19 protein-coding genes and 1 tRNA gene are annotated in these 23,581 nt (G+C 44.6%); 7 read left to right on the top strand and 13 right to left on the bottom strand.

Annotation, left to right across the window (positions count from 1 at the left end):
- The first annotated feature begins 57 nt into the window (after positions 1 to 57).
- The 3 genes from LHL20_RS09135 (at position 58) to LHL20_RS09145 (ending at position 2,729) form a co-directional block, all read left to right on the top strand.
- Positions 58 to 1,134, top strand: coding sequence for a patatin-like phospholipase family protein (locus LHL20_RS09135; protein ID WP_226433069.1), 1,077 nt, complete (start codon positions 58 to 60; stop codon positions 1,132 to 1,134).
- Positions 1,135 to 1,309: 175 nt separating this feature from the next.
- Positions 1,310 to 1,386: transfer RNA gene (locus LHL20_RS09140), tRNA-Val, on the top strand.
- A gap of 257 nt (positions 1,387 to 1,643) precedes the next feature.
- Positions 1,644 to 2,729, top strand: coding sequence for a cell division protein FtsZ (locus tag LHL20_RS09145; RefSeq protein WP_226433070.1), 1,086 nt, complete (start codon positions 1,644 to 1,646; stop codon positions 2,727 to 2,729).
- On the opposite strand, the gene LHL20_RS09150 is transcribed toward LHL20_RS09145, so the two are convergent.
- The 4 genes from LHL20_RS09150 to LHL20_RS09165 form a co-directional block, all read right to left on the bottom strand.
- Entirely contained in the window at positions 2,726 to 3,766 is a 1,041-nt protein-coding gene (locus tag LHL20_RS09150; protein WP_226433071.1) for a helix-turn-helix transcriptional regulator, read from the bottom strand. The two genes, LHL20_RS09145 and LHL20_RS09150, sit on opposite strands and share 4 nt — an antisense overlap.
- Positions 3,767 to 3,887: 121 nt before the next feature.
- Complete coding sequence (locus tag LHL20_RS09155) at positions 3,888 to 4,967, bottom strand: peptidase M42 (RefSeq protein ID WP_226433072.1); 1,080 nt, start codon at positions 4,965 to 4,967, stop codon at positions 3,888 to 3,890.
- Positions 4,968 to 5,047: 80 nt separating this feature from the next.
- Complete coding sequence (locus LHL20_RS09160) at positions 5,048 to 6,259, bottom strand: saccharopine dehydrogenase family protein (protein ID WP_226433073.1); 1,212 nt, start codon at positions 6,257 to 6,259, stop codon at positions 5,048 to 5,050.
- 149 nt (positions 6,260 to 6,408) lie between these two features.
- Positions 6,409 to 7,347 carry a GGDEF domain-containing protein gene (locus tag LHL20_RS09165; RefSeq protein WP_226433074.1) on the bottom strand — a complete coding sequence of 313 codons (939 nt, stop codon included), beginning with the start codon at positions 7,345 to 7,347 and terminating at the stop codon, positions 6,409 to 6,411.
- Between the two features lie 221 nt (positions 7,348 to 7,568).
- Between LHL20_RS09165 and LHL20_RS09170 the strand changes: the two genes are divergently transcribed.
- Positions 7,569 to 9,287 carry a putative bifunctional diguanylate cyclase/phosphodiesterase gene (locus tag LHL20_RS09170; RefSeq protein WP_226433075.1) on the top strand — a complete coding sequence of 573 codons (1,719 nt, stop codon included), beginning with the start codon at positions 7,569 to 7,571 and terminating at the stop codon, positions 9,285 to 9,287.
- Between the two features lie 14 nt (positions 9,288 to 9,301).
- Here the strand turns inward: LHL20_RS09170 and LHL20_RS09175 are convergent, their stop codons facing one another.
- Positions 9,302 to 10,111: an MBL fold metallo-hydrolase gene (locus tag LHL20_RS09175; protein WP_319003221.1), complete on the bottom strand. Its 810-nt coding sequence runs from the start codon at positions 10,109 to 10,111 to the stop codon at positions 9,302 to 9,304.
- Between the two features lie 130 nt (positions 10,112 to 10,241).
- On the opposite strand from LHL20_RS09175, the gene LHL20_RS09180 reads away from it, so the two are divergent.
- A complete protein-coding gene (locus LHL20_RS09180) occupies positions 10,242 to 10,775 on the top strand; it encodes a peroxiredoxin family protein (RefSeq protein WP_226433076.1) in 534 nt (177 codons plus the stop codon).
- Positions 10,776 to 11,029: 254 nt separating this feature from the next.
- Here LHL20_RS09180 and LHL20_RS09185 read toward each other — a convergent pair whose 3' ends face one another.
- The 4 genes from LHL20_RS09185 to LHL20_RS09200 all read right to left on the bottom strand — a co-directional run bounded on the left by LHL20_RS09185 (position 11,030) and on the right by LHL20_RS09200 (position 17,924).
- The gene (locus tag LHL20_RS09185; RefSeq protein ID WP_226433077.1) at positions 11,030 to 14,077 is read right to left on the bottom strand and encodes an efflux RND transporter permease subunit; all 3,048 of its coding nucleotides are present in this window, start codon (positions 14,075 to 14,077) and stop codon (positions 11,030 to 11,032) included.
- A gap of 2 nt (positions 14,078 to 14,079) precedes the next feature.
- Positions 14,080 to 15,213 (bottom strand): efflux RND transporter periplasmic adaptor subunit, encoded by a 1,134-nt coding sequence (locus LHL20_RS09190; protein ID WP_226433078.1) that lies wholly within the window; start codon positions 15,211 to 15,213, stop codon positions 14,080 to 14,082.
- A gap of 133 nt (positions 15,214 to 15,346) precedes the next feature.
- Complete coding sequence (locus LHL20_RS09195) at positions 15,347 to 17,278, bottom strand: monovalent cation:proton antiporter-2 (CPA2) family protein (protein ID WP_226433079.1); 1,932 nt, start codon at positions 17,276 to 17,278, stop codon at positions 15,347 to 15,349.
- Position 17,279: 1 nt separating this feature from the next.
- Positions 17,280 to 17,924, bottom strand: coding sequence for an NAD(P)H-dependent oxidoreductase (locus tag LHL20_RS09200; protein ID WP_226433080.1), 645 nt, complete (start codon positions 17,922 to 17,924; stop codon positions 17,280 to 17,282).
- Positions 17,925 to 18,140: 216 nt separating this feature from the next.
- Here LHL20_RS09200 and LHL20_RS09205 point away from each other — a divergent pair, with 216 nt between their 5' ends.
- The gene (locus LHL20_RS09205; RefSeq protein WP_226433081.1) at positions 18,141 to 18,635 is read left to right on the top strand and encodes an acyloxyacyl hydrolase; all 495 of its coding nucleotides are present in this window, start codon (positions 18,141 to 18,143) and stop codon (positions 18,633 to 18,635) included.
- A 68-nt stretch (positions 18,636 to 18,703) separates the two neighbouring features.
- Here the strand turns inward: LHL20_RS09205 and LHL20_RS09210 are convergent, their stop codons facing one another.
- Genes LHL20_RS09210 through LHL20_RS09220 form a run of 3 tightly spaced genes read right to left on the bottom strand, consistent with a single transcriptional unit; the run spans position 18,704 to position 22,263 of the window.
- Complete coding sequence (locus LHL20_RS09210) at positions 18,704 to 19,465, bottom strand: hypothetical protein (protein WP_226433082.1); 762 nt, start codon at positions 19,463 to 19,465, stop codon at positions 18,704 to 18,706.
- A gap of 12 nt (positions 19,466 to 19,477) precedes the next feature.
- Positions 19,478 to 21,775 carry a xanthine dehydrogenase family protein molybdopterin-binding subunit gene (locus LHL20_RS09215; RefSeq protein WP_226433083.1) on the bottom strand — a complete coding sequence of 766 codons (2,298 nt, stop codon included), beginning with the start codon at positions 21,773 to 21,775 and terminating at the stop codon, positions 19,478 to 19,480.
- Positions 21,772 to 22,263, bottom strand: a complete 492-nt coding sequence (locus tag LHL20_RS09220) for a (2Fe-2S)-binding protein (RefSeq protein WP_159625210.1) — start codon at positions 22,261 to 22,263, stop codon at positions 21,772 to 21,774. The genes LHL20_RS09215 and LHL20_RS09220 overlap by 4 nt, the downstream gene beginning before the upstream one ends.
- Before the next feature lie 250 nt (positions 22,264 to 22,513).
- On the opposite strand from LHL20_RS09220, the gene LHL20_RS09225 reads away from it, so the two are divergent.
- A complete protein-coding gene (locus tag LHL20_RS09225) occupies positions 22,514 to 22,882 on the top strand; it encodes a winged helix-turn-helix transcriptional regulator (RefSeq protein WP_226433084.1) in 369 nt (122 codons plus the stop codon).
- 70 nt (positions 22,883 to 22,952) lie between these two features.
- On the opposite strand, the gene LHL20_RS09230 is transcribed toward LHL20_RS09225, so the two are convergent.
- Complete coding sequence (locus tag LHL20_RS09230) at positions 22,953 to 23,537, bottom strand: NAD(P)H-dependent oxidoreductase (RefSeq protein ID WP_226433085.1); 585 nt, start codon at positions 23,535 to 23,537, stop codon at positions 22,953 to 22,955.
- Between the last annotated feature and the right edge of the window lie 44 nt (positions 23,538 to 23,581).

Genomic DNA, 23,581 nt, shown 5'->3' on the forward strand with positions numbered 1-23,581 from the left:
TTACTTTTGCGTGTTTAACTGTTAAATTGCCACGAAATCGTTAATTAAGGATATTGAGTGGCTCCTCTTGAAGTGTATGCAGGGCAAACTGCACGTGAAACTATTCTCAAAAATGGTTTTACCCCCGAACTGTTTAGTTATTTTCTAGGGGCATCGGGTGGCCCAAAATGGTTTTCTTTAGCAGGCCTTGACCGCGTTTTATTTCCAGAATGGTTTGCCAATGTATCGCACCAAATCCACGTTATCGGGTCGTCCGCAGGGGCATTTAGAACTATTTGCGCCGTGCAAGATGACCCGCTTGCAGCAATTAATCGATTGGCAGAATCTTATTCTACAACAACCTATAGCAGCGACAAGCCTACACCCAAAGAAATAACCGAAAAAGCGATCGACTTACTAAAAGTCATGGTAGACGAAGAGGGAAAGCAACAAGTGCTGTCGAATGAGCGTTTTAAAGCACACCTTATCGTAGCAAAATGCTTAGGCGCAACCCGGTTTGAAAGTAAGTTTAGGCAGCTTTCTGGTTTGGCAATGAGTGCGGCAGCAAATACAGTTAGCCGCAAGAACTTGTCCCGTCTGTATACGCGCTATGTTTTTTCTACGCCAGGTAGTGACTTTACTATTAATGATCCCTACCACTTACCTACGCAATATCACGAACTGACTCAAGGTAATATTCACGATGCATTACTGGCATCTGGCTCTATTCCTGTGGTTATTGAAGGCGTAACAAACATAGAAGGGGCACCGCGAGGTATGTATCGCGATGGCGGTATTATTGATTATCATTTTGATCTGTCGTTTGGGCCTGACAAAGGGCTAGTGTTATATCCACATTTTTACAATAAGCCCATTCCCGGATGGTTCGACAAAGGGCTGAAAGGTCGTGTGCCTCATCGTTCTAGCTATGACAATGTAGTGATGCTTGTGCCCTCAAGTACGTTTGTCGCGAATTTGCCCTATAGTAAAATTCCCGACAGAAAGGATTTTGAAGTACTCGATGCCAATACACGCATTAAGTACTGGCAGACTGTGTTGAAAGAAACTGATAGGCTAGGGGAATATTTTATGAATTCAGTGGCTGACGGTTCGTTAGTCAATAATATTAAGCCATTGCCTTTTAAACAGGTGTAAAGGTGGGCAGGCCTTTTGTTAACTCGACTAAATTTTGAGTCTATATTTCAAACATTGCTGACTTATTAGTCACTTAACCTGTCGAAGGTTAACTTTTTCTTGCAGGCAAGCCGAAGCCTAAGTATTATACGCGCCGTTGTTGAGACATTCTTCTGCACTTAGCAACGTCGATTATGCGTCTATAGCTCAGTTGGTTAGAGCGCTACCTTGACATGGTAGAGGTCCCCTGTTCGAATCAGGGTAGACGCACCATCTATTCCTTTTCAAAATTTTCATAAATCGTCGCCTTAGCACTAGTCCAGTTTCATAACGAGTTGACCAAGAAAATAGCTTCGTAAACAGCAATTCGCTCTACATTGTGTTGAACAGCAAAGACGCTCATGACAAGGAGTCGTTTAGTTTTGAAGTAACTGCATCTTAACCTTGCATACGGTTGACAATTCTATGCGTCACTTTTTGCCGTATAGTTGTTTCATGCTTGCCAAACGTAAACTTTCGAAAGTAAGCACATGCAAAACATTCAAACTGAACAAATTAATATTCACGTTATTGGTGTAGGCGGCTGTGGCGGTAATGCAGTGAACAACATGGCCAGCCTTTGTGCGCATGACAATATTAGATTTAGCTCTGTTAACACCGATGTCGCTGCGTTGCATCGATGCTCAAATCATGAAGTGTTATTGATAGGGGAGGCGACAACAAAAGGGTATGGAGCTGGGGCTAACCCAGATGTCGCAAGCGACGCCGCCATTCAGAGCAAAGATGCCTTAGCGACGTTAATTAAAGATGCTGACCTTATTATCATTATCGCAGGCCTGGGAGGCGGCACGGGAAGCGGTGCAACGCCAATTCTTATTGAATTAGCCAAAGAGAGCGACATCGATGTGATGTGTTTTGTTACGCTCCCTTTCAAGGCTGAGGGAGGCAAGCGAGATGACATTGCTAGAAACGCGCTTGAGACAATACGAAGCAAAGCAAATGCTACGCTAGTTATGTCTAATGATTCATTACTTTCTGCACTAGATGAAACCGTTGGGCTTCTTTCTGCATTTCGTCATTGTGACATTCAAATGCATAAAATTGTCGAAGCCATTATCGTAATGCTTACAAACACGGGTTATATCAACGTCGATATCAATGACTTCAGTCATATTCTCTCTCTTGAGGGAGATACTGCGCTAGGCGTGGGTATTGCTGAAGATGACAGTTCATTAAGCGCAGCATTAAAGCACGCCTTAGAAAACCCATTAGTCGACAAACAGAGTATAATAGGGGCGCAAGGCGTTATTGCGCAGCTAACGTGCAAAGAAGAGCCCAGCTTAGCAATGTATGAAGAAATGCTAGCGACCCTCCAATCTTTAGTTAATGGCCCTCAAACTCTGATCATTACTGGCGTAACGTTATCGCCAGAACTACCACATTTTGGTGAAGTCTTAGTTATCGCCACGGGTGTGCCTTCAATTGAACAAAGCTTTGAAGAAGAGAAAAATGTGATACCTATGAAGCAAGCATCTGTTCCAGCATCATCCAAAAAGGACGCTGCGTATTTGGATATACCTGCTTTTGTGAGGTTGCAGGGTAGGGATTTAAATTAGTCAGAGAACAACGATTTATTTTGCACGGCTTCTTCTTGATAAGCGAAGTACAACCTTTCAGAAAGTTTAATAAAATACTGCCGCAGTTTTTGAGGGGCGATGACCTCGATGTTATCGCCCAAGCCTCTTAAAAAGGCGCGCAGTTTGTTGGTGTCTTTCACCGTCGCGGTCAATACGGATTTATCTAATTGAAGAGATGAGGTTATTACTTGATCATCACTGAGTTTATAGCCGTGAAGCAAAAATAACGCGTTATTTTTAACCAATAACTTAAGCTCAATGTCTTCTTTTTTGTTAGCCGACAACGTTTGAACACTTTCTAGCTCACCAAATGCTTGTTGGCAGTCTTCATCGGTAACGGTAACGTTTCTAACAAATTGTAACGGCAACGCATAGCGTCTTTTGTGCAGCGAACCAAAAGTACATACAAAAAGTTGTCGACCATCTTGTTTAACCAGTCCCATAGGGTTAACTCGGTCGTAGTGCTTCCAAACCATTTCATTGCCGCCGCTAAAAATACGCTTAATATCGGCAGAGATTTGTTTTTTAAAAAAGATTGCACTTTTTAACCGTTCGAACGACGCTGCATCTATTTCGGGGGGAATGAGCGGCTGAGAAACTTGCGAATCGGCTACCGATCTGAGCCAATGTGTAAGTAAAGAATCACTATTTTGGTCTAAGACTTGGCTGGCTTTTGCAAAGTAAGGCTGCATTTCTTTTAACGTGGAATTTGGCAGTGTGGCACCTGACTTTTCAAGCACCTTAAACGCAAGCGCAGTATTGCCGTCCATTAAGCTTAAATTGAGTTTCTTAAAATTCGCGTTTATAAACCAGCCGTAGGGTTTTGAACGCTTATCAACGTCTAACCCAAATAGCCCAATGTTTTCTAGGCTGACTAAGTCCCGCTGCACCGTGCGCATATCGATATTGTGATGACCGCAGTTTTGTAGATTTTCAAAAATTTGTCGGGTAGAAACCTTTCTAGGCGCAGAAGGCACAAATTGAAGAATGTCGAGCTTGCGTTGAAATGCACTCATTGTGGCGAACTGGCTTTTGCAATTATAACTTCACCATAGCATAGAGACCGCATGCGACAAAAATTGTCGCATGCTAAATTGTTACAGTGAATAACGCCGCAAATATCGTGTTTTATCGCACTTACACCTGTGTTTGTGGTGCATTAATGTTTGATAATTCACATAGAACGTCGATAAACGCTTTAACAGACGCTTGTGGAGCAGTCTCTTGCATGGTGTGATATCCTGAACTTGGTACTTGCAACGTGGTGCCATCTACCAGCCCCTGTGATGCGGCGACGATTCGACCTAATTCGGTTGAGCCTAGTGAATGTTCACTTTCACTGTTGGCAATGCGCTCTTTATTTAATTCTCGAACGTAGTCGTCCTTGTATAAATAGCGATAACCCAGCGTTTCACACGTTGTAGCAAGCTTGGCAGTTAGCGCTTCATTGAATTTTGCGTTTGCGTCTTCGTGGCGTAGCACCAAATGATGTGCAGAAGCTGCTGCAAAATCTGGCATAGGGCTGGTGTCTAGCACAAATAACTGATTGGTTGAGCCACCAAATCGTCGAAACCACTCAAGCAGGTAGCGCCAGCTTTTTCCGGCCTCTTCCTGAGCTGTAAAAAACGCGGTGCCCGTAAAGCCGAGTTCAAATAAATAGATCATTACTGCTGCCGATAGGACATTATCGAGCTGGCCCACAAGCGCGTCTTCGGTTACTTTGAGCTTGTCTACCATGGCTATGGGGGTGCCTGCTACCACATGTTCAAGGCCTTCAAGTTCAAAAATAAGATTGTTTCGAAATTCGCAGATCTCAGAGCCCTTGATATGCCCTCGGCCGCGGTATGCGCCTGTCCAAGGCTCATAGGCAAACACGGGAGCATTGACAAATCGCCCTTCAATTTTTTTCATTAGCTGTTCACTAACAGAATTTCCGAGTAAGTCCGAGCGTGCTCCGGCAACAAATGCAGCATATTGAAATTCGTTAGGACCTGTACAAATAAGTCCGTGGCGGTCGATATGGGCTGAAAGCATGATACTGTGAGGGTCGCTTCCTTGAGCAACTAGCAGGCCTTCGTACCATGTTACCTTTGCACCGCGTTCTTCCAACTCTCGTTGCAATACTCGAAAGAAGGTGTGCTCTGCACCAACTACACTGGGTTCGCGCATCAGCAAGGAGAGTAATTCGACAAACGATGATGGCAATAGACTATTCATTAAGGTACCAATATAAGAGAGTAAAAAAACGTAATAGACTGTTATTTATAAAAGGTCAAAGACTATTTTGCGTTAGTAATTTACTGACTACTCACTTCTTCAACTATTACGCCAGCGTGCTCGGCAAGCCGCTTGATTAACTTGTCGTTAAGCAGTGATGCAGGCGTCCAAAATCCGCCCTGTGTGTCCACACTATCATTTGCAAGGCAAAGTCCTGCTTGTGTAATCATTTTGGCCGTAGAGCCATACCCCGGATCTCTATCGCCCAAGACTTTAACTTCAATCTTTTCACCGTTGGCAAGCGTGCCATAAAAGCGCATATCATAAATTCCATTAAGCTGCTCTTCTTTACTTGGTCCTTCTCCCGGTTTGGGTAACACAAATTTTTCGAGAAGTATTCTTAATGGCGATATATTCGCCGCCACCATAAATGCACCTAGGCCAAGTGTCGTCTTTTTGGCAATACTCTTGTTTTTGGCAGACATGGCCTCGTCGTATCTGAAGTTTTCACCGTACATATTCCCTAATAGAGCATTACTGCGGTGAACAACACGTTCGTTGATAGATGCCATCACAAATGGCATGGTCCACATATTTAACTCATCGTCATACTCTGCACTTTTGTGATTTTTCTGCCGCACTGAATACGGATGCCCCTCAGGACAAAGTACATAAGGGTTCACTAAAGCTTTACGTAAGCCGGGATCTTTTTTTGCTTCTTTTAAAACGTTAAGCAAGCTTGCAACTGTTCCGCCTGACGCTCCACCACGTATTCGGTGCACACGCATTTTTATTTGTGTAGCTGGTTTGCCTGTCTTCTCGATGGCCAACCTTTGTAGGTGATAGACGCCTAAATCAGAGGGAATAGAATCAAAGCCTGTGCAGTTAACCAGCCGGGCTCCACTTTGTTGTGCCGCACTTTGGTACTTGTCCACCATGCGTTTTATCCACTGAGGTTCGCCAGTTAAGTCGCAATAAGCAGTGCCTGTGTTTACGCACGCTTTTACAACGCTCTCGCCATAGAGCGCATAGGGGCCCACCGTGGTGAGCACTACCTTGGTTTGTTCGCACATAGCGCGTAAACCATCTTCATCGTCAGCGTTAACGACAACATGGGGCACGTCTATACCAACTCTTTGCTTCACTTCAATGAGTTTTTGTTCACTGCGACCTGCCATCGCCCACGTTACTTGTTCATCCTTATAAGCGGCAAGGTACTCACAAATAATTTGCCCAACAAAAGAGGTTGCGCCATACAACACAAGGTCATAACCGTTTTTTTCGTTTGCCATAACGGCTCCAAATTGTTCTTTTTTAACAGGTTGCATGTTTAAATGAAATTGCGCAACGCATAGGGTATTTTATTTTTAAATAAGAACGTATAAGCCGTTTGAAGCCAAGAGCAAGTATTTTGAACAGTGCCGTTGTGGGCTTTCCTTACTCATGTGGTGCGGTTAAGAGTATTAAAAACAGCAGTGCGATTTCTTCCATCTGATTTTGCTTTGTACAGCGCTTCATCTGCTTCGGTAAATAGCGTCTCAAAACTGTCGGGCTTAAGTTTAGTGCAGATACCAATAGATGCTGTAACGCTAATGCTGTTGCCGTCTACCTCGGTCACACTTTGTGCTAGTGAACTGCGAATGCGCTCAGCAACTTCAAAGGCCACGTTAAGGTCCGCCTCAGACATAAACACCGCAAATTCTTCCCCGCCCAATCTACCCACAATATCGTACTGACGGATAGATTGACGCAAAATGGCAGCAGTGTGCTTTAGCACATGATCGCCTGCTAGGTGACCGTAAGTATCATTAATACACTTAAAATGGTCTAGGTCTATGACTAACATTGTGGCCGACGCTTGGTTTCGCTTAACGCGTGCTAGCTCAGTTTCAACGGCATCTACGAAAGAGCGGCGGTTAGCTAATTGGGTGAGCTCATCGGTAAGCGCAAGTTTCTTAAGCTGAACTAAGGAGCGTTGTAGTGTACTTTCCGTCACTTTCTGTTTTGAAATGTCTTTCGCTTGTACCAGCAACTCGCCTGAATCGAGAAGCTGTTCTGAAAAAAGCATCCAGCGTCCATTGACTAAGTCGACCTCAAACATGCGGTGTGGGCGTTTTCGTCTCACACTTCTTACATATTCAAGCCAGCTCTCTATGTGGTCGGTTTCAATATTTATACCGCGCTTTTGGCCGTATGCATGGCGAACAAGTTGCTCAAAGCTCCAGTATTCAACATTGCAGTTTGTTGCGCAGAATATGTCCAAGAATACATAGTTGGCGTATAGGAGTTTATCGTCAGGACAAAAAATGGCGTAGCCGTCCTTACTCGATTCTATAAATGTTTGTATGAGTTGATTAAAATTACAACCAGGCGCAATCACAACCACGTGCCTTACGGATTACTGTTTACTTAAAAGTAGTTTATTTTTTGAAAAATGTCCCTGATTACAGGGGAATTTGTTTGCAAACATACACTGCTTTTTCGTACCACTGACAGTTTGTGCAGTCGATTACTTGAGCAGTTTAGAAAACTGAATCTATACTTGGTATAGAGTGGTTGCCAGAAACGCTTGTGATGTGTTTACAAGTGCGAAGGAGTGCTATGAATCTTGAACCAGGAAGTGATAATCAATTCACTAGTTTGTACGATGAAGGGGAACAGCGGTTCCTTGATCTTATCAATGCGCTGCCCAAAATATCAGTACAGGGCTATGACAAGGAAAGGCGGGTAATTTATTGGAATCATTCTAGTGAAGACATTTACGGTTATTCAAGGCAAGACGCTATAGGTAGAAAACTAGAAGACCTCATTATTCCTGCTGAAATGAAGGAAGCGGTCATAGCGTTACATCAACAATGGCTGCAAGACGGAGTAGCTATTCCCTCAGAACGACTTCAATTGAAACGAAAAGATGGTTCGTTAGTTCATGTCTTTTCCTCTCATGTGATGCTGAAGGAAGAAACCGACAACCCAGAAATGTTCTGTATTGATGTAGACTTGTCTAAAGAAAATAACGCACTACAAGAACTTGAGAGAATGGCGTCTACCGATTTGCTCACTGGGCTGCCAAACAGACGTTTCCTTTACACCGAGTTACAGTCAAGAATTGCCGAGGCCAAAAGTAATAACAGCCAATTTGCAGTTCTTTTCATAGACCTTGATATGTTTAAAGAGGTCAATGATACCTTGGGCCACACCTGGGGGGATGAGTTGTTGCGAAGCGTTGCTAAGCGCCTTGAAAAATGTTTAAGCAATGATGGAAAGTTAACTCGGTTTGGCGGCGATGAATTTGTGATAGTGCTAAATAACGATCTTTCACACGATGAGGTTGCGCGCATAGCTTCAAAACTTACTGACTGTTTTGGCTGTACTTTTGAACTGGGTTCTGAAAATGCGCACATGACGGTAAGTACTGGCGTAAGTCACTATCCCCAAGACGGGAGCAAACCTGATGATCTATTGAAAAAAGCGGATGTTGCCATGTACCAAGCAAAGGCAGAAGGGCGCAATCAATTTCAACTCTTTAGTGCTGAGCTATTTGAAAAGGTTAATCGGCAACGGACTATCACGGCACAACTTCACGAGTCGTTAAAGAAAGATGAATTTATGTTGGTATATCAACCGCAGTTTGATTTGCGTGATCAGCACATTGCGGCATGTGAAGCATTACTGCGCTGGTGTCCTGCCGACGCGAGTCGAAGCACTCCTCCAAATATTTTCATAGGCATTGCCGAGCGTACTGATCTTATCGTCAAAATTGGTCAGTGGGTGTTAGAACAAGCATGTAAGCAGGTTAAGGCTTGGAAAGAAAAGGGGATTACGTTGCGGGTAGACATCAATATTTCGGGAAAGGAGTTAATTCAACCGAATTTCTTTTCATATTTTGAGTCTACGATACGTAGGTTCGAACTTTTACCCAGCAATTTGGGAATAGAGTTGACCGAAAATATACTCATTCAATCAGATTATCGTGTGCTTGAAGGGTTAAGAGCGCTAAGAGCCAAGGGAGTAGAAATTGCCATTGATGATTTTGGTGTGGGTTATTCTTCACTCAGTTATCTTAGGCAATTCCCGATTAGCCATCTAAAAATTGATCGCTCTTTTTTAAAGCATGCCCCTGAGGACCCTTACGATGGTGCTTTGTTAGAAGCAATTATAAATATGGGCCACAAACTTGAACTCAATATTGTGGCAGAAGGCATTGAGACTCAGGAGCAATCTAATTATTGTAAGCACTTAAACGTTGAATATGCACAAGGGTTTCTGTTTTCAAAACCCTTGGCTCCAAAAGAAATCGAAAAACTCCTTATGAAGAAGTAGGAGGACTCCTACTTTTATTCTTCCCACCATACTTTGTTAGGTGCTTGGGCTGCGTTTGCGATCGGAATAATCTCACCAAAAATTGGCGTACTCACAGGCACTCGTTGCTTTTCAGCAAGGGCTGTTATTTTAATCAGAGGTTCATTCCAATTGTGCAAAGCCAAGTCAAACGTACTGTTATGTACTGGCATCATTACGTTGGCTTGCACATCGATATGGGCTTTAAGGCTCTGGCGCGGAAGCATATGAATATCTGACCACAGCTCGTTGTATGCTCCGGTTTCAATGAGCGATAAATTAAATGGCCCATACTTATCACCAATGTCTTTGAATCCATCAAAATAACCAGAATCTCCGCTATAAAACACGTTCGTGGTGGTACTACGGATTACCCAACTAGCCCAAAGTGTTTCATCCCTATCAGACAAACCGCGTCCAGAGAAGTGCTGAGACGGCGTTGCCACTATCTCGATGCCACTCAATTTTGTTTTTTGCCACCAGTCCAACTCGATTATTTTACTGTTCTTTACGCCCCAGTCTCGCAAGTGATTTCCAACTTTAAGTGGCATAACAAACTGTCTCGTTTTGTGTTTAAGGATGTCTATGCTGACCTTATCTAAGTGGTCGTAGTGATCATGACTAATAATAACCGCCGCCAACTCGGGCAGAGCCTCTACACTAATGGGCGATGCATGAAATCGCTTTGGTCCCATCCACTGCACAGGCGAGGCGCGTTCACTGAAAACAGGATCAATAAGAATGTACTCGCCGTTAACTTTGAGCAGTGTAGTAGAGTGTCCAATGGAAATGATAGAAAAAATGATTAATTAAAAAATTTAATATATTCAGCTGTTTATGTTTTTCTATGGGGAGTTACTAAAAAAACACTGATTGTTTTGTGCCACTAAAGACCTGACTCTAGAGTATAGATGCTAAGACCAGTGGAGAAAACAAATGTCAGTTAAATTAAATGCAGGTGATGCATTTCCGTCTATTGAAGTAACAGATAGCGAAGGTAACCAAGTTACCTTAGGTGAACCACGTGAAGGCTTTACGTGGCAAGCGGTTTTTGTATATCGCGGTCGTCACTGCCCGCTGTGTACACGTTATTTAAATCAGCTTGCAGAATACAAAGAACAGTTTGCGCAGGCCGGCGTTGACATTATTGCCGTGTCGGCTGATTCTGAAGCGCAAATGCGTCAGCAGTTAACCCAAGTATCGGTAAATTTCCCTGTCGCCTACGGCTTAACAGAAGCGCAAATGAAGGCGCTAGGAGTCTACATTTCAATTCCGCGTTCTGAGCAAGAAACCGATCATAATTTTGCTGAACCAGGCTTGTTTGTAGTGAACGAGCAAGGCAACCTGCATGTTGTCGATATTTCTAATAACCCATTTGTCAGACCCGAACTTGGCGCTTTGGCAAATGGGTTAAATTGGATTCGAGACCCAAAAAATAACTATCCAATTAGAGGTACATTTGCTTATTAAAAAGTGTGCCGTAAAAGTCAACGTTTAGAACGTCTAGTCGGCGTTAAGCCAAAGCGCGATAGGCATAGCCTGAAATTCGCTTTGGTCTGCTATTTATTGCAGTGACGATAACACATCCTTTATCTCTACACGTTTTTCGTCAATGGCTGCGACAGTAAAAAGCCAGCTTACGCTGGCTTTATTGGCTTATAGTATGGCACTTTGCTTTTCGAGGCTAGTGCTCCTTCTTGTACATATTTAGTTGAAATCGGCGCTTATTTGTCTGCCTTAATACCATGGAAGGTGCAGTGCAACACAGGCAAAATAAGCAGCGTGAGTACCGTTGCAACCGTTAAGCCAAACACTATTACTACCGCCATAGACGCAAAGAATGCATCGGAAAACAGCGGGATCATCCCCAAGATGGTGGTAATTGCTGCCATAGACACTGGTCGTACCCGTGAAACAGAAGCGTTGATAACAGCAGTAAAGGCATCACCATCACCCCTTGATTGCACGTTTATTTCTTCCATCAGTACGATGCCATTTTTAAGCACCATTCCAATTAGGCTTAAACTGCCTAACAGAGCCATGAAGGTAAATGGCGCGCCAACAAGCACTAAACCGCCAATAATACCGATGGTGGTAAGGGGAATAACCCCCCAAATGGCCAGTGCTTGTCGCAACTTACCAAACAGTAATACGGTAATGATAAACATGCCGATAATGCCAATTGGCATGCTAGCGAAAAGCGCTTGTTGTGCATCGCGAGACGTTTCATATTCGCCGCCCCATTCAATGCTATAACCGTCTGGTAGCGTTAGTTTATCTACCAATGGGCGTACTTTGGCTTGCACGCTAGCGGCCGTTTCACCCGATAAAGGCAAAGGTTCGGCATAGACCGCTAACATCCTTACTCTATTTCGGCGTTTAATAATGGGATTGTCTAGGCTTACGTCAACATTACTGATTACATCGGCCATGCTGATGTATTTACCTTGTTCTTGGCTCCACACATTAAGCGACGCAAGGTTGTCTATGTCGTAGCGCTGGTTAGGGTCGTTACGCATGACAATGGGTATTAAGTCGCTGCCTTCGCGATATAAGCCAACGCTTTGTCCCTCATTGTTGAGTAAGAATGCCGTGTGAACTGCATCTCTGGTAACACCAATTCGGCGAGCTTGCTCTTCAAGAAAAACGGGTTCCACGAAAGGAACCTTGTTGCTCCAAGATAGCCGTACGCTGTCCATAGTTTGCTCAGCGTTAAAAATGGCTTCGATATCGCTGCTTATTTCCCGCAGAACCTCTGGCTCTGGGCCATAAATGCGCGCTTCTATTGCTGCTTTGGCAGAAGGTCCAACTTGTAATGCTTTTACTTTGTATTGCACGTTAGGGAAATCTTCTCTAACGAGTTCAATAATTTCACGCATGCGCGCGTCACGTGATTCAACCGTATTGGTTTCAACAATTAGCTGGCCGTAACTGGCGTATCTGTCTTCCGGGGCATAGGTAAGGGTTAGTCTCTGAGCTCCACCTCCAATTACGCTGGTAACATTAGCAATGTCTTCCATCTGCATAACGCGGTTTTCTAAACGACGTATCGACTGCTCAGTGGTAAGAACATCGCTACCCTCAGGTAGCCACAAATCAACAAAGAAAAGCGGGGTTGAGGAGTCGGGGAAGAAGGCATTTTTAACGAATTTGCTAGAGGCAACACCTCCCACCAATGCTAGAAGTACAATGACAATAGTGACGTACCTAAAATTAATGGCCGCCGTCAAAAAACGCTTGTAAACGGTAAATATGAACCCCTTGTAAGGGTCGTCATCTTCACTGCTTCCTTGTTCTTTCTCAGTTTTGAATAGCAAATCGAAAAAGAAAGGCGTAATAGTGAGTGCTGTTATCCAGCTTAAAAATAGTGAGAAGCAAAGCACCCAGAATAGCGATCCGACAAATTCACCAGTGGCGTCAGGTGAAAGACCTATAGGCGCAAAAGCGGTGATGGCTATAACGGTTGCACCTAAAAGGGGTAGCCCGTTTTGCGATACAACATCTTTCGCTGCTTGCAGCTTGGTTTGTCCCTTGCGAACGCCAATAAGCATTCCTTCTGTAACCACAATCGCGTTATCAACTAACATACCCAACGCAATAATAAGGGCACCAAGGGAGATTTTTTGAAGCTCAATGCCTTTTATGGACATCAGAATAAAGGTACCTAGGATGGTAAGTACCAAAATGAGCCCCATCAATACGCCGCTTCGCCAGCCCATAAACAAGAGCAATACAAATATAACAATGGCGACAGCTTCAACTAGGTTGATGAGAAACCCTGTGACAGAGTCTTCGACTACAGTGGGTTGGTTGTAAACTGTCGTTAATTCCATGCCAAGAGGCATGCGCGCTTCTAGTTCTGCAATTTTTGCCTCAAGGCGTTTACCAACATCTACTACATTGACCGCTGACGCAAAAGATACACCAATGGAAAGGGCAGGTGCGCCACCACTGTGATACAAAATAGAGGGGGTATCATTAAGTGTACGCTCAATGGAGGCAATATCAGTGAGCCTAATCAATCCGCTTGCGGGCGAGCCAATCACCACTTGACCAAGGGCGTCTAAGTTGTCGAATTCGCCGGTGGGCTGAATAGAAAGTCGTTTGCCTTGAACTTTAATAGAGCCAGCATTTCCCACGATATTTTGTGCTGTCAAAAGCCCTGCGATGGCTTCGGTTGATACATTTAAAGCTTTCATCTTGTCGTGGTCTAGTGAAACAATAATTTGCTCGTTCACCGTACCGGCAATAGAAATCTTTTTCACCCCTTCTACAAGCTGAATTTCTCGCTGCATTAAATCAGCAAAGTCTTCCATTTGCTTCAGCGTATAGTCTTCGCTTCTTAGGGTCATCAACAGACCAAATACATCGCCAAAATCATCGTTTACGATAGATGTGCTGGTGCCTGGGGGGAGGGATGCTTGGGCATCACCTATTTTTCGTCGTAGATTATCCCAATATTGTTCTAGATCTTTTTCTTGAACACTGCTTTTAAGTTCAACGGTTATTTGAGAGGAGCCAACCATGTTGACCGAGCTTACGCGTTTAACGTTGGGTATTCGCTGAATGGCTTTCTCTAATTGAAGGGTAACTTCTTCTTCAACTTGCTCAGGCGTTGCCCCGGGGTATTGCGTGATAACCAATGCGTTTCTAATGGTGAATTCAGGAAACTCTAACTGCCCCAAGCCAAGGAAAGTGACAATGCCACCCAGTCCAAGGATGATAGCCACCATCCAGCTAATAACTTTTTGGCGAAAGAAATACTCGACCATGGCTACAGGCCTCCTTCTTTCGTCCACTCCGTAACTTGCTGTCCGTCTTTTACAAGATGGGCACCGGCTGCGACAATTCTGTCATCATCGTTTAACGGCCCCTCAACTAATAAGCCGTTAGAGATACCTCGCGTGATCATGACTTCAACTGGCTCCACAGTGCCTTTTTGGCCATTATCACCCTCTGATTTGAAGCGCCACACAATGGCTTTGTCAGGTTCAGCATTGTCGGTAACCACCGCGCCAAAAGGCACTAACCACAATTTCGCGTCTGACTCGATGAGCTTTGACATATCAAGTAGGACGGTAGCACTCATCCCCGCCAGAACATTGATATCGTCTGGTTCCGGTAGCGTAAGAGTAACTTCATAGCTAAGTTCGCCTTGGCGAGTGGTACTTTCATGATCTTTGTACATCGCGCCATAGCGCTTTTCTGGCATACCAGAGAACGTCACCCAGGCAATTTCAGAACTACGGTTTGCTTTTGCTCTTGAGCGGTCAATCATACGCATTTTTTGTTCAGGCAATTGAAATGTCACATCAATTGCCCCTGGCATATGAAGTTCAGCAATGGTTTGCTGCGGCACAACTACTTGGTAGTTTTCAACGGGGACAGATGCAATAAGCCCTGCAAACGGAGCGCGAAGCTCGGTATAGCTAAGCTGATCTTCTGCGTTGGTTAGACTGGCTTTGGCGGATAAAAAATTGGCTTTTGCTTCATCGAAGGTAGAGCGACTTACTGCGCCTTTTTCCACCGATGCCTCCATGCGTTTAAACATGGCAGATGTCACATCGAATTGAGATTGAGCAGTTGCAAGTTGTGCTTTTGCATCGCGGTCGTCTAAGCGCGCAATAAGTTGATTTTCTTTGACTTCTTCACCCGCTTTGACCAGCAGTTCTTGCAGCTTTCCACCAACTCGAAAAGATAAGTTTGAGTATTCAGCCGCTTCAACCTGACCGGGGAACTTAGCAATAGTTTGATCTGAATGCTGCACCTTGTACAAAGTAACCGGTGTTGAAGATACGGCCTTGGGTGGAGCAGGTGCATCCTCACAAGCACTTAAGCCACAAAGAACAAAAATGGCAAGACCTATGGATGATGCGGCATTTTGGAAACTACCCTTAAAAAGCGGCATGATAACTCTCCGTATTGGGGATGTGTGATTGCTGAAAAGCAACACGCAAACGCATAATGTAATTACAGTTATAGCGTTTAGCCGTGATTTCGATCAGCTTTTTATATGCAAACCTCAAAATATGTGCGTTACCTTATTTATTGTCAGGCATTTCATCGTGCTCAAGTTTTTCAGCATAGCCTTTCGGAGGTGGCGTCCAACCGCGCATTTTTGAGTGTTTGTCATGCAAATCTGCTTTCAGTGCATTTTCAATTAACGACTCGAGTTCAATAAATAATTTAAGGTAGTTATTGTCGATACGTTCACCACTGGCATCGTCAATCCACGCGTGATAAAGCATATCGTTTTGTTGGTCTTCAATATTCTTATACGCCATTTTTTGGCGTTCAACATGAAAGGGATGAATATTCAGTGAACGCAGTGCTTCTGCACCCATCTCCAGTGCTGAATGATATGTTTCTGACACAACATAGTCAGCACCCAGCTGACGCAATCGATATCCGTGACCGCGGTCGAACGCGCGAGCAAGTACCTTTACATTGGGGTAGGCATGCTTGGCGTATTTTACCATTTCGGCAGCAGTGTCTTTATCATCGATGGCGATAACCAATAAAGAGGCGTCGTGAGCACCTGCTGTGTGCAAAATATCCGGCTTAGATGCATCACCAAAATAGGCTTTTGTACCAACACGCCTAATGAGATCAATTTGTTCTGAGCGAATATCAAGGACCACGGTTTTTACATCATTGGCCACCAGTAAGCGGTTAATAATTTGACCAAAGCGCCCTATACCAGCAATGACAACCGAGCCTTGTTCTTCTATGGTGTCTTGCTGACGCTCTGTTTTACTGCCTTTATAGCGAGGCATAATGGCCTTGTCGAACAAAATGAAAAGCCCAGGGGTTAAGAACATAGAAATGGCGACAACCAAAGACAGAACAGAAATAATATCACTGGGTAGTACATAGTTTTGCGATGCGAAACTTAATAATACAAAGCCAAATTCACCCGCCTGTGCCAAACTAAGCGTAAATAGCCATTTATTGCTATCGCGCAACTTAAATAGAACGGCAATCACATATAGCACTATGGCTTTTACTAGCATTACCGCAATAGTAAGGCCAGCTATCAATGCTGCGTTGTCCGACAGTACCCCAAAATTAATGCCTGCACCGACGGTGATAAAAAAGAGCCCGAGTAGCAGTCCTTTGAAAGGCTCAATATTTGCCTCTAACTCGTGCCTAAACTCGCTATTGGCAAGGACAACGCCCGCTAAGAAGGCCCCAAGGGCAGGGGAGAGGCCTACTAAACCCATCAGTGCGGCAATACCGATAATCAGCATCAGTGCCGTTGCTGTGAAAATTTCACGTAAATTTGATGAAGCGACAAATTTGAATAAGGGGCGGCTTAGGTAGTGACCGCCTACGGTGACAAAGGCGACAGAGCCAATGATGACTAAGCCGTAGCCCCACGGCGGAAGCCCCTCTACTAAGCTCAAGCTATCGTGGCTTTCGCCGCTAGCTCCGTGCTCTGCTGCACTCGATGCCAGTTCAGGAATAGCCAGCAGCGGAATTAGTGCTAGCATAGGGATGACGGCGATATCTTGAAACAGCAGCACTGAAAACGCGCTTTTGCCTCCCTCTGTTTGCTGTAATCCCTTTTCTTGAAAGGTTTGCAGTACTATAGCGGTGGAGGATAGAGCAAAAATGAGCCCTATTGTCAGGGATATCCCAAAGGGCTGACCTAGCGCAATTGCGGCGGCGGTTATTAGCGCCGCAGTCAGTCCAAGCTGTAACCCACCTAGGCCTAGAAGCTTTGACTTCATGGCCCACAAAGACCGGGGTTCAAGTTCTAAACCGACCAAAAATAGCATCATCACCACACCAAATTCGGCGAAGTGTTGAATGGTTGTAGTTTCGTCACCCACAAGTCCGAATACAGGGCCAATTATTAGACCTGCAATTAAATAGCCTAGAACTGAGCCAAGTCCTAGTCGCTTAGCGATGGGAACGGCAATAACAGCAGCTACGAGATAAATAAATGCATAAAGAAAATAGCCTGTCATCTTACTCTCCTGGCTGCGTGCACAAATCGGCTAGGTTTTCGATGTTCATTGCTTTTTCCATATCTAGCTCGCCTTTGACGAGTCTATTAAGCAATGTCGTCCATTTTTTACGGTGATCGCTAATACGATGCTCTTCCTGTGCGGTGCGAGAACCAAACAACGCAAAAGGCGCGAGGTAGGTCATATGGGTAATACTTGCCATTTGTTCGAGTGGTTGGAGAAGTTGACGGATAGTGAAGTGATTAAAACCGTCAGTTTGATACGCTTCTTCTTTTCCGCCAGCGCTTATAGCACATAAAAACTGTTTACCTTTAAGTGCCGTACCTTCGTGTCCGTAGGCAAAGCCATATTCAAGAACGAGATCTTGCCATTCTTTTAAAATTGACGGCGTTGAGTACCAATATAATGGGTACAGAAAAATGATGATGTCGTGATCGATAAGCCGCTGTTGTTCGCGCTCTATATCAATATTGAAATCGGGATATTCGGCATACAAGTCTACCGCGGTGACATGCTTGTTAGTTTGTGCATCTGAAAAAAGTGGAACGTTAACTTCAGAGCGGGTTTGCGCAGGGTGAGCAAAAAGCACCAAAACTTTTTTACTGTTCTTATTTTCATCAATGTCGCTATTTTTATCGCTATTCATACACGTTTTCCAAGCAAGCTTTGTGCTGCTTTTGTTTTTATTTCAGAAGTTTAGTTGATGTTAAATCAATTTCGAATTTCTATTTCTTCAAAGTTATAAGGTTACCAAAGTTTATTAGGTTGAAAAAAGTTACTTGATTACCATTATTCACCAACGGACGAAAATAATGGATTTGACGGAACGTTATTTCAACACTTTGCTAAGAACAGTATAACTATGAAAACACACCTAAAAACACTTGCAGTTGCACTATCAGCAGTTTCTTCTTTAATGACATTCTCCGCGTCTGCACTTCCACAAGGCAGCGAACTTAAAGTTGGCGGTGCGGTATGGAACGTATTTGACGAAGCCGATCGTTACGCCCTGCATACTGCTTATATCCATAAACCATTACAAAATTACTACGGTTTGCGCCCTACTGTGTTACTTGTTACCGCAGACGAAGGTCAGCATTACTTTGCTGCTGGTGTTGCTAAAGATGTTTACCAGCAGGGAGACTTCACTGTGCGTGTTGCATTTCACGCCGGCATAGTAGATGAATCAGAAGAGTTAGGTGACTCTATCGAGTTTTACTCTTCGCTGTCTGGCCTCTATCGATTAAATGAACGCGTTTCACTTGAAGCTGAAATTGGCCATATTTCAAATGGTGGCCTTGGCGACATTAATCCTGGTTCTGAATCATTTGTATTAAGTGCACACTATCATTTTTAATCATCATTACGCTTCGGCATTGTTTAAAAACCGCGCAAATGCGCGGTTTTTATTTGGCCACTGTTTAATTATGATTGGCTGGGGCAGGGGGCTCCTGCGTCAATCCAAACTGTCATGGCATTGCCAAAATCTTCGTGGGTGCCCGGTGCTGGCGTGCGCCCTGGACCTGGCGCCCAAGCCCAACGTACGAGTGGGTCGTCTTTAACGTGATGTTCAAACTCTTTTTTGAAAGTTTTCATATCATTACGTCCACCCCGTTGCGCCAAAAATGAATTAAGCTGCGGATTTAACCAGTTATTGCACAGCTGCACGGGCGTTACGTCTCGCGCAATAATCATGGTGGGTGGCGGCATATGCCACACGAAACCAGGCATCAGGTCGTTTGCCGCGCCGGGTGGGCGACCTGGTTCGTCCGCATTTTCATCTTGGTGACAACCACGGCAATTAACAGGGTTAGTTTCACCTACCTGAACAAATTTTCCATCTTGGACTGCCATCTTAAGATTATTAATGGAAGTGATGTTCATTGGGTGATGCGTACGGTCGTCACCAACCGTTGGGCGATGTGCGCCGTTTTCAACCACACCATGACAGTTTACACACCGTGGGCTGGTGGCCACATCAAACAGGTATGCAAATGCTGTCTCGGCATTCGGTTGTGATTTGTAAGCCGTATAGGCCGTGGTTACTGTTGCTACATCCTTTGGCAGCGGTTCGCTACTAGCGTTTGTCACGCTAGTGTTATTTGTGCATCCTGTTACTGACAGTGCTAATAGTGCCACAACGCTCGTTAGGTTTATCATTAGCCCAGACTTAAATGCTATTTTCATATTGAACACTCCTTATACTTTTAGCGCATCGGTAACATGCGAGGCCAGCATTGGCAGGTGACGAAGTCGTACGCCAACGGCATCAAATACGGCGTTACCCACCGCGGGCGCAACACCAATAACGCCGGGTTCACCAAGCCCAACCGGAAACTCGTCACTCTCAACAAACTCAATATCCATTTCAGGTACGTCGTTCATACGAAGTGGTAAGTAGGTATGCAAGTTTTTCTTGGATACATAGCCGTCTTTTATTTCGTTTTGCTCAAACAGTGCAAGGCTGGTACCCCAAAGCAGCGAGCCTTCCATTTGTGCCATTGCACCATCGGGATGAACGACAATGCCCGCATCGGCCACTACCCACAGTTTTTTCAATGTGATTTTGCCAGAGCGCTTATCAACGTGAACGTGAGCAGCAGTTGCTATCCATGCCGGCATGGTTCGTTCCTGTCCCGCCGTTACGCTGTAGCCAATACCTTCATTGTCACCAAGCGTCACATCAGCTGTTTTTTTCTTGAGTATTTCAAGAGTATTGGCAAGTCGCTTAGCGCCGCCTACACTTTCTGGCGCTTTACCTGCTTGTTTACCCTTGCCATCTAACATAGCAAGACGGAAGTCCACAGGGTTCTGTTTTGTTTCATGAGCAATTTCGTCGATAAAGCTCTCTAAGCCCCAAACTATCCATCCTTGGCCGACAGAGCGCAACCAACCCGGAGTGAAGGTGTTTTGCGCGACTTTGTTGTTAATAACGCGCGCTCTGTGATGCTCCATGGTGTACCAGTGATCGGCACCTGATGCTGAAAATGGGTCAACCTTGCCTTTGCCATCAACACCGTCAGGCATAAAGCCTGGCGCCATTGCCAAGGTCGGCCAACCAGCCGCTAGCGCATGCTCCATACCTGTAAATTTGCCCGACCCATCAAATGAGGCATTAAATAGTGATGTTGATGCTGAGCGAGGTTGATCAAACATGGTATCGTCAGGGCGCATAAACAACAGTTTCACTGGCTGGCCTGCAGCCTTGGCAGTCAATAGTGCCGGAATTATCCAGTCGCCAAATAAGCGACGTCCAAAACCACCCCCCAAATAGTACTGATGAATAACTACATCGGCCTCTGGCACTTCAGCGGCTTTTGCTACAGTAGGAAGGGTAAGGCTTTGCCACTGATTGCCCGTATGAATGTGCCACTTGCCTTCTTTAAATTCAGCAATGGCATTTAGTGGTTCTAATTGAAAGTGGCTCGCTGTAGCCGTGGTATACATAGCTTCAATACTGCTAGCAGCATTTTTCTGTGCTTGTGTAATATTGCCTTCATCAACAAAAAGCGTCCCTTCACTACGGTCGCGACAAATGCGCTCGCCTTCTTTTTGAATATCGGCTTCGCTAATATTAACTGTCTTACCTGCGTTGTAACTTACTTTAATTTTATCAACCGCTTTTATGGCAGTTGGATAGTCGCTGGCAAGAACGGCAACCCATCCTTCAATAGTACCTGAAGGGTCGGTCAATATTTTAAAACCCTTATAACCCGGAAGTGATTTGGCTTGGCTGTCGTCAACGTTGGTGACTGTGCTTCCATAGCGTGTTGGTGGCAAGATAGGGCGCGCGTACAACATGTTTTCGACTTCAACATCAATTCCGTATACGGCGCTACCGTTAGTCTTAGGCGGTATGTCTAACGCTTTATAATCGTTGCCTATACCGATGAGGTGGCGTTTGTTGCCAGGCTTAATAGCGAGTGCACCTAATTCATCGGCGGAATAGGTTTTATCCACATTTCCTTTTGCAACAATATCCCCGTAACTAATTTTTTGGTTACCAGAAACAATGAAGCCTTGTTGTGCTTTACAGCTTGATGGATCGACACCAAGCAGTGTTGCGCCAGCGTTTATAAGCACTTGGCGACCAGCGGCGCCAGCCTGAGACATAGGCTTATACGTTTGGAAAATGGACCATGATCCTCCTGTGACCATGTAGCCCCATTTGGGGTCGGTATCTACATGCACTATAGACACTTTGTCCCAGTCACATTCCAGTTCGTCTGCCAAAATACGAGCAATAGCCGTACCGACATGTTGCCCCATTTCGGCTTTGGCAATGTTCACCACAACATTTCCTGCAGTGTCCATTTCAAACCACACATTGGGCGAGAACGTCTTGCTTGATAACGCCTCTTTGGCTGACAAAACTGAAGGGATGGCTGACGCGCCAAACGCCATCAACAAGCTTGTGTTTACTGTACCCACCATAAACGAACGACGAGAAAGGTTTATATTGTCTTTTTTCGCTTGGTTTAATGATTTTATACTCATGCGTTCTCTCCCTCAGACGCGGCACGTGGGTCAAAGATTTCTACCGTATTGGTAGAAGCGCGTTTAATCGCCTTTTTAATGCGTACATATGCCATACAGCGACAGTAGTTTGTGCTCATATGATTCACGATATCTTGGTCACTCGGACTAGGGTTTCTATCAAGAAGCGTTGCCGCTTGCATGATTTGACCTGACTGACAGTAGCCACATTGAGGCACCTGTTCTTCTACCCATGCTTTTTGCAGAGGGTGTTCATTGTTAAAGCTTTCAATGGTATTGACGACTTTTCCCTTGACCAAAGAAACAGGATAGGAGCATGAGCGAACGGCATTGCCTTCCACGTGAACGGTACAGGCGCCACACATGGCGACGCCACAGCCAAATTTCGTGCCTTTTAAACCGAATTCGTCTCTTATCACCCAAACGAGAGGGGTATCCTGTGCGGCATCAGTGCGCACTGTTTTTCCGTTTAACGTAAATTCAATCATGGTATTATTCACCGTGTGATTAAGTGGTTAGTGATGCGCTCGCCGGCCATTTGAAGGGATATGTTTGTTTGTATCAGCCTATCAAATTGACCTTGCGATGCCCCTTTGAACTTGTAGCCATTGAATATAGACGAATGAATTAATGCCTATATCTGTAGCTCGAATACGACATGTGGTATAGTTTAGTTACCTTGTTCAGCAAAGCAATTAGTATACTTTTAGTTACTACTGCTTTTTCCAGAGGACAATAATGAAAAGTGAAATAAAAACAGACGCTAAGGGTAGAAAAACAGTTTTAAATACGTGCAATGAGCCGTGTGCTATTGAACGTGGAATGCGCTTAATCGGTGGGAAATGGACGGGGTCCATCATCTATCATTTGAAAGATGAGCCGGTGCGCTTTAATGACCTGTGTCGCATGTTAGGTGGAGCAAGCAGAAAAATGGTCGACCAGCGTTTGAAAGAGCTAGAGAATAACGGCATGGTGGTACGCAATGTTATTGAAACGCGGCCTATTGCGGTAGCCTATAGCCTGACAGATTTTGGGCGTTCGGCGCTCGATATCCTTGAACGGTTACGCATATGGTCAGAAAGTCACAGCGAGGATAGTGCTGCCTAGAAATGTTGTCCAGAAAAACGCGTAACCACAAACCGCTGGCTACGCGTATCTTTGCGTTAAATAACGTGCGTTAGAATGTGTTTTTGATATGTGCTTCAAAGCGTTTGAAGTCGTTTTCCACATCAGCATTTTTCATTACGTCAAAAGCAGCGAATGTAGGTAGGGCCTCCATGCCGAAGAACCTAAAGTTCGCATGCATAGGGAACAAGAGGTCATCTACGCTCTTACCTTGAAACAAATATTCACTGTCATCATTAAATGATTCTTCAGGTGCGTTAAAAGTGACTGACATCATGTATTTTTTGCCTTTTAGCGTGCCACCTGTGCCATAGCCTTTTTTAGGCTCATCAGCAGAGCGACCGTCACCGTTACAGAGTGCTCCTCCCATTCCCGCTGTGTAGACTTCATCCATATATTTCTTAAAAGACCAAGGTACTCCCATCCAATTTATGGGCGATTGCAAAAGAATGATGTCTGCCCATTGGTGCAGTTCTAGCTGCTGCTGAACATCTACCTCATCAAGCATGTTCACATGGCAAGTATCGTAGCCCTTTTGAGTTAAAAGTGAGGTTGCTTGATCAACTAAGCTACTGTTAAGACGACCTTCAGAAAAAGGGTAATATTGATGCGCATTAATAATTAAAACGTTTTTCATAAAAACTCCACATTGGTATTTATGGTGGTTTATTTTAGTGACTT

This window comes from Alteromonas sp. McT4-15, from assembly GCF_020515205.1.
Lineage (GTDB): Bacteria > Pseudomonadota > Gammaproteobacteria > Enterobacterales > Alteromonadaceae > Alteromonas.

Bases quoted from the DNA above. Each gene is read 5' to 3' on its own strand.
- LHL20_RS09210 (WP_226433082.1), bottom strand. From the start codon at position 19,465: ATGAAAATAGCATTTAAGTCTGGGCTAATGATAAACCTAACGAGCGTT.
- LHL20_RS09225 (WP_226433084.1), top strand. From the start codon at position 22,514: ATGAAAAGTGAAATAAAAACAGACGCTAAGGGTAGAAAAACAGTTTTA.
- LHL20_RS09180 (WP_226433076.1), top strand. From the start codon at position 10,242: ATGTCAGTTAAATTAAATGCAGGTGATGCATTTCCGTCTATTGAAGTA.
- LHL20_RS09150 (WP_226433071.1), bottom strand. From the start codon at position 3,766: ATGAGTGCATTTCAACGCAAGCTCGACATTCTTCAATTTGTGCCTTCT.
- LHL20_RS09200 (WP_226433080.1), bottom strand. From the start codon at position 17,924: ATGAATAGCGATAAAAATAGCGACATTGATGAAAATAAGAACAGTAAA.
- LHL20_RS09185 (WP_226433077.1), bottom strand. From the start codon at position 14,077: ATGGTCGAGTATTTCTTTCGCCAAAAAGTTATTAGCTGGATGGTGGCT.
- LHL20_RS09170 (WP_226433075.1), top strand. From the start codon at position 7,569: ATGAATCTTGAACCAGGAAGTGATAATCAATTCACTAGTTTGTACGAT.
- LHL20_RS09155 (WP_226433072.1), bottom strand. From the start codon at position 4,967: ATGAATAGTCTATTGCCATCATCGTTTGTCGAATTACTCTCCTTGCTG.
- LHL20_RS09145 (WP_226433070.1), top strand. From the start codon at position 1,644: ATGCAAAACATTCAAACTGAACAAATTAATATTCACGTTATTGGTGTA.
- LHL20_RS09220 (WP_159625210.1), bottom strand. From the start codon at position 22,263: ATGATTGAATTTACGTTAAACGGAAAAACAGTGCGCACTGATGCCGCA.
- LHL20_RS09195 (WP_226433079.1), bottom strand. From the start codon at position 17,278: ATGACAGGCTATTTTCTTTATGCATTTATTTATCTCGTAGCTGCTGTT.
- LHL20_RS09205 (WP_226433081.1), top strand. From the start codon at position 18,141: ATGAAAACACACCTAAAAACACTTGCAGTTGCACTATCAGCAGTTTCT.
- LHL20_RS09215 (WP_226433083.1), bottom strand. From the start codon at position 21,775: ATGAGTATAAAATCATTAAACCAAGCGAAAAAAGACAATATAAACCTT.
- LHL20_RS09190 (WP_226433078.1), bottom strand. From the start codon at position 15,213: ATGCCGCTTTTTAAGGGTAGTTTCCAAAATGCCGCATCATCCATAGGT.
- LHL20_RS09160 (WP_226433073.1), bottom strand. From the start codon at position 6,259: ATGGCAAACGAAAAAAACGGTTATGACCTTGTGTTGTATGGCGCAACC.
- LHL20_RS09230 (WP_226433085.1), bottom strand. From the start codon at position 23,537: ATGAAAAACGTTTTAATTATTAATGCGCATCAATATTACCCTTTTTCT.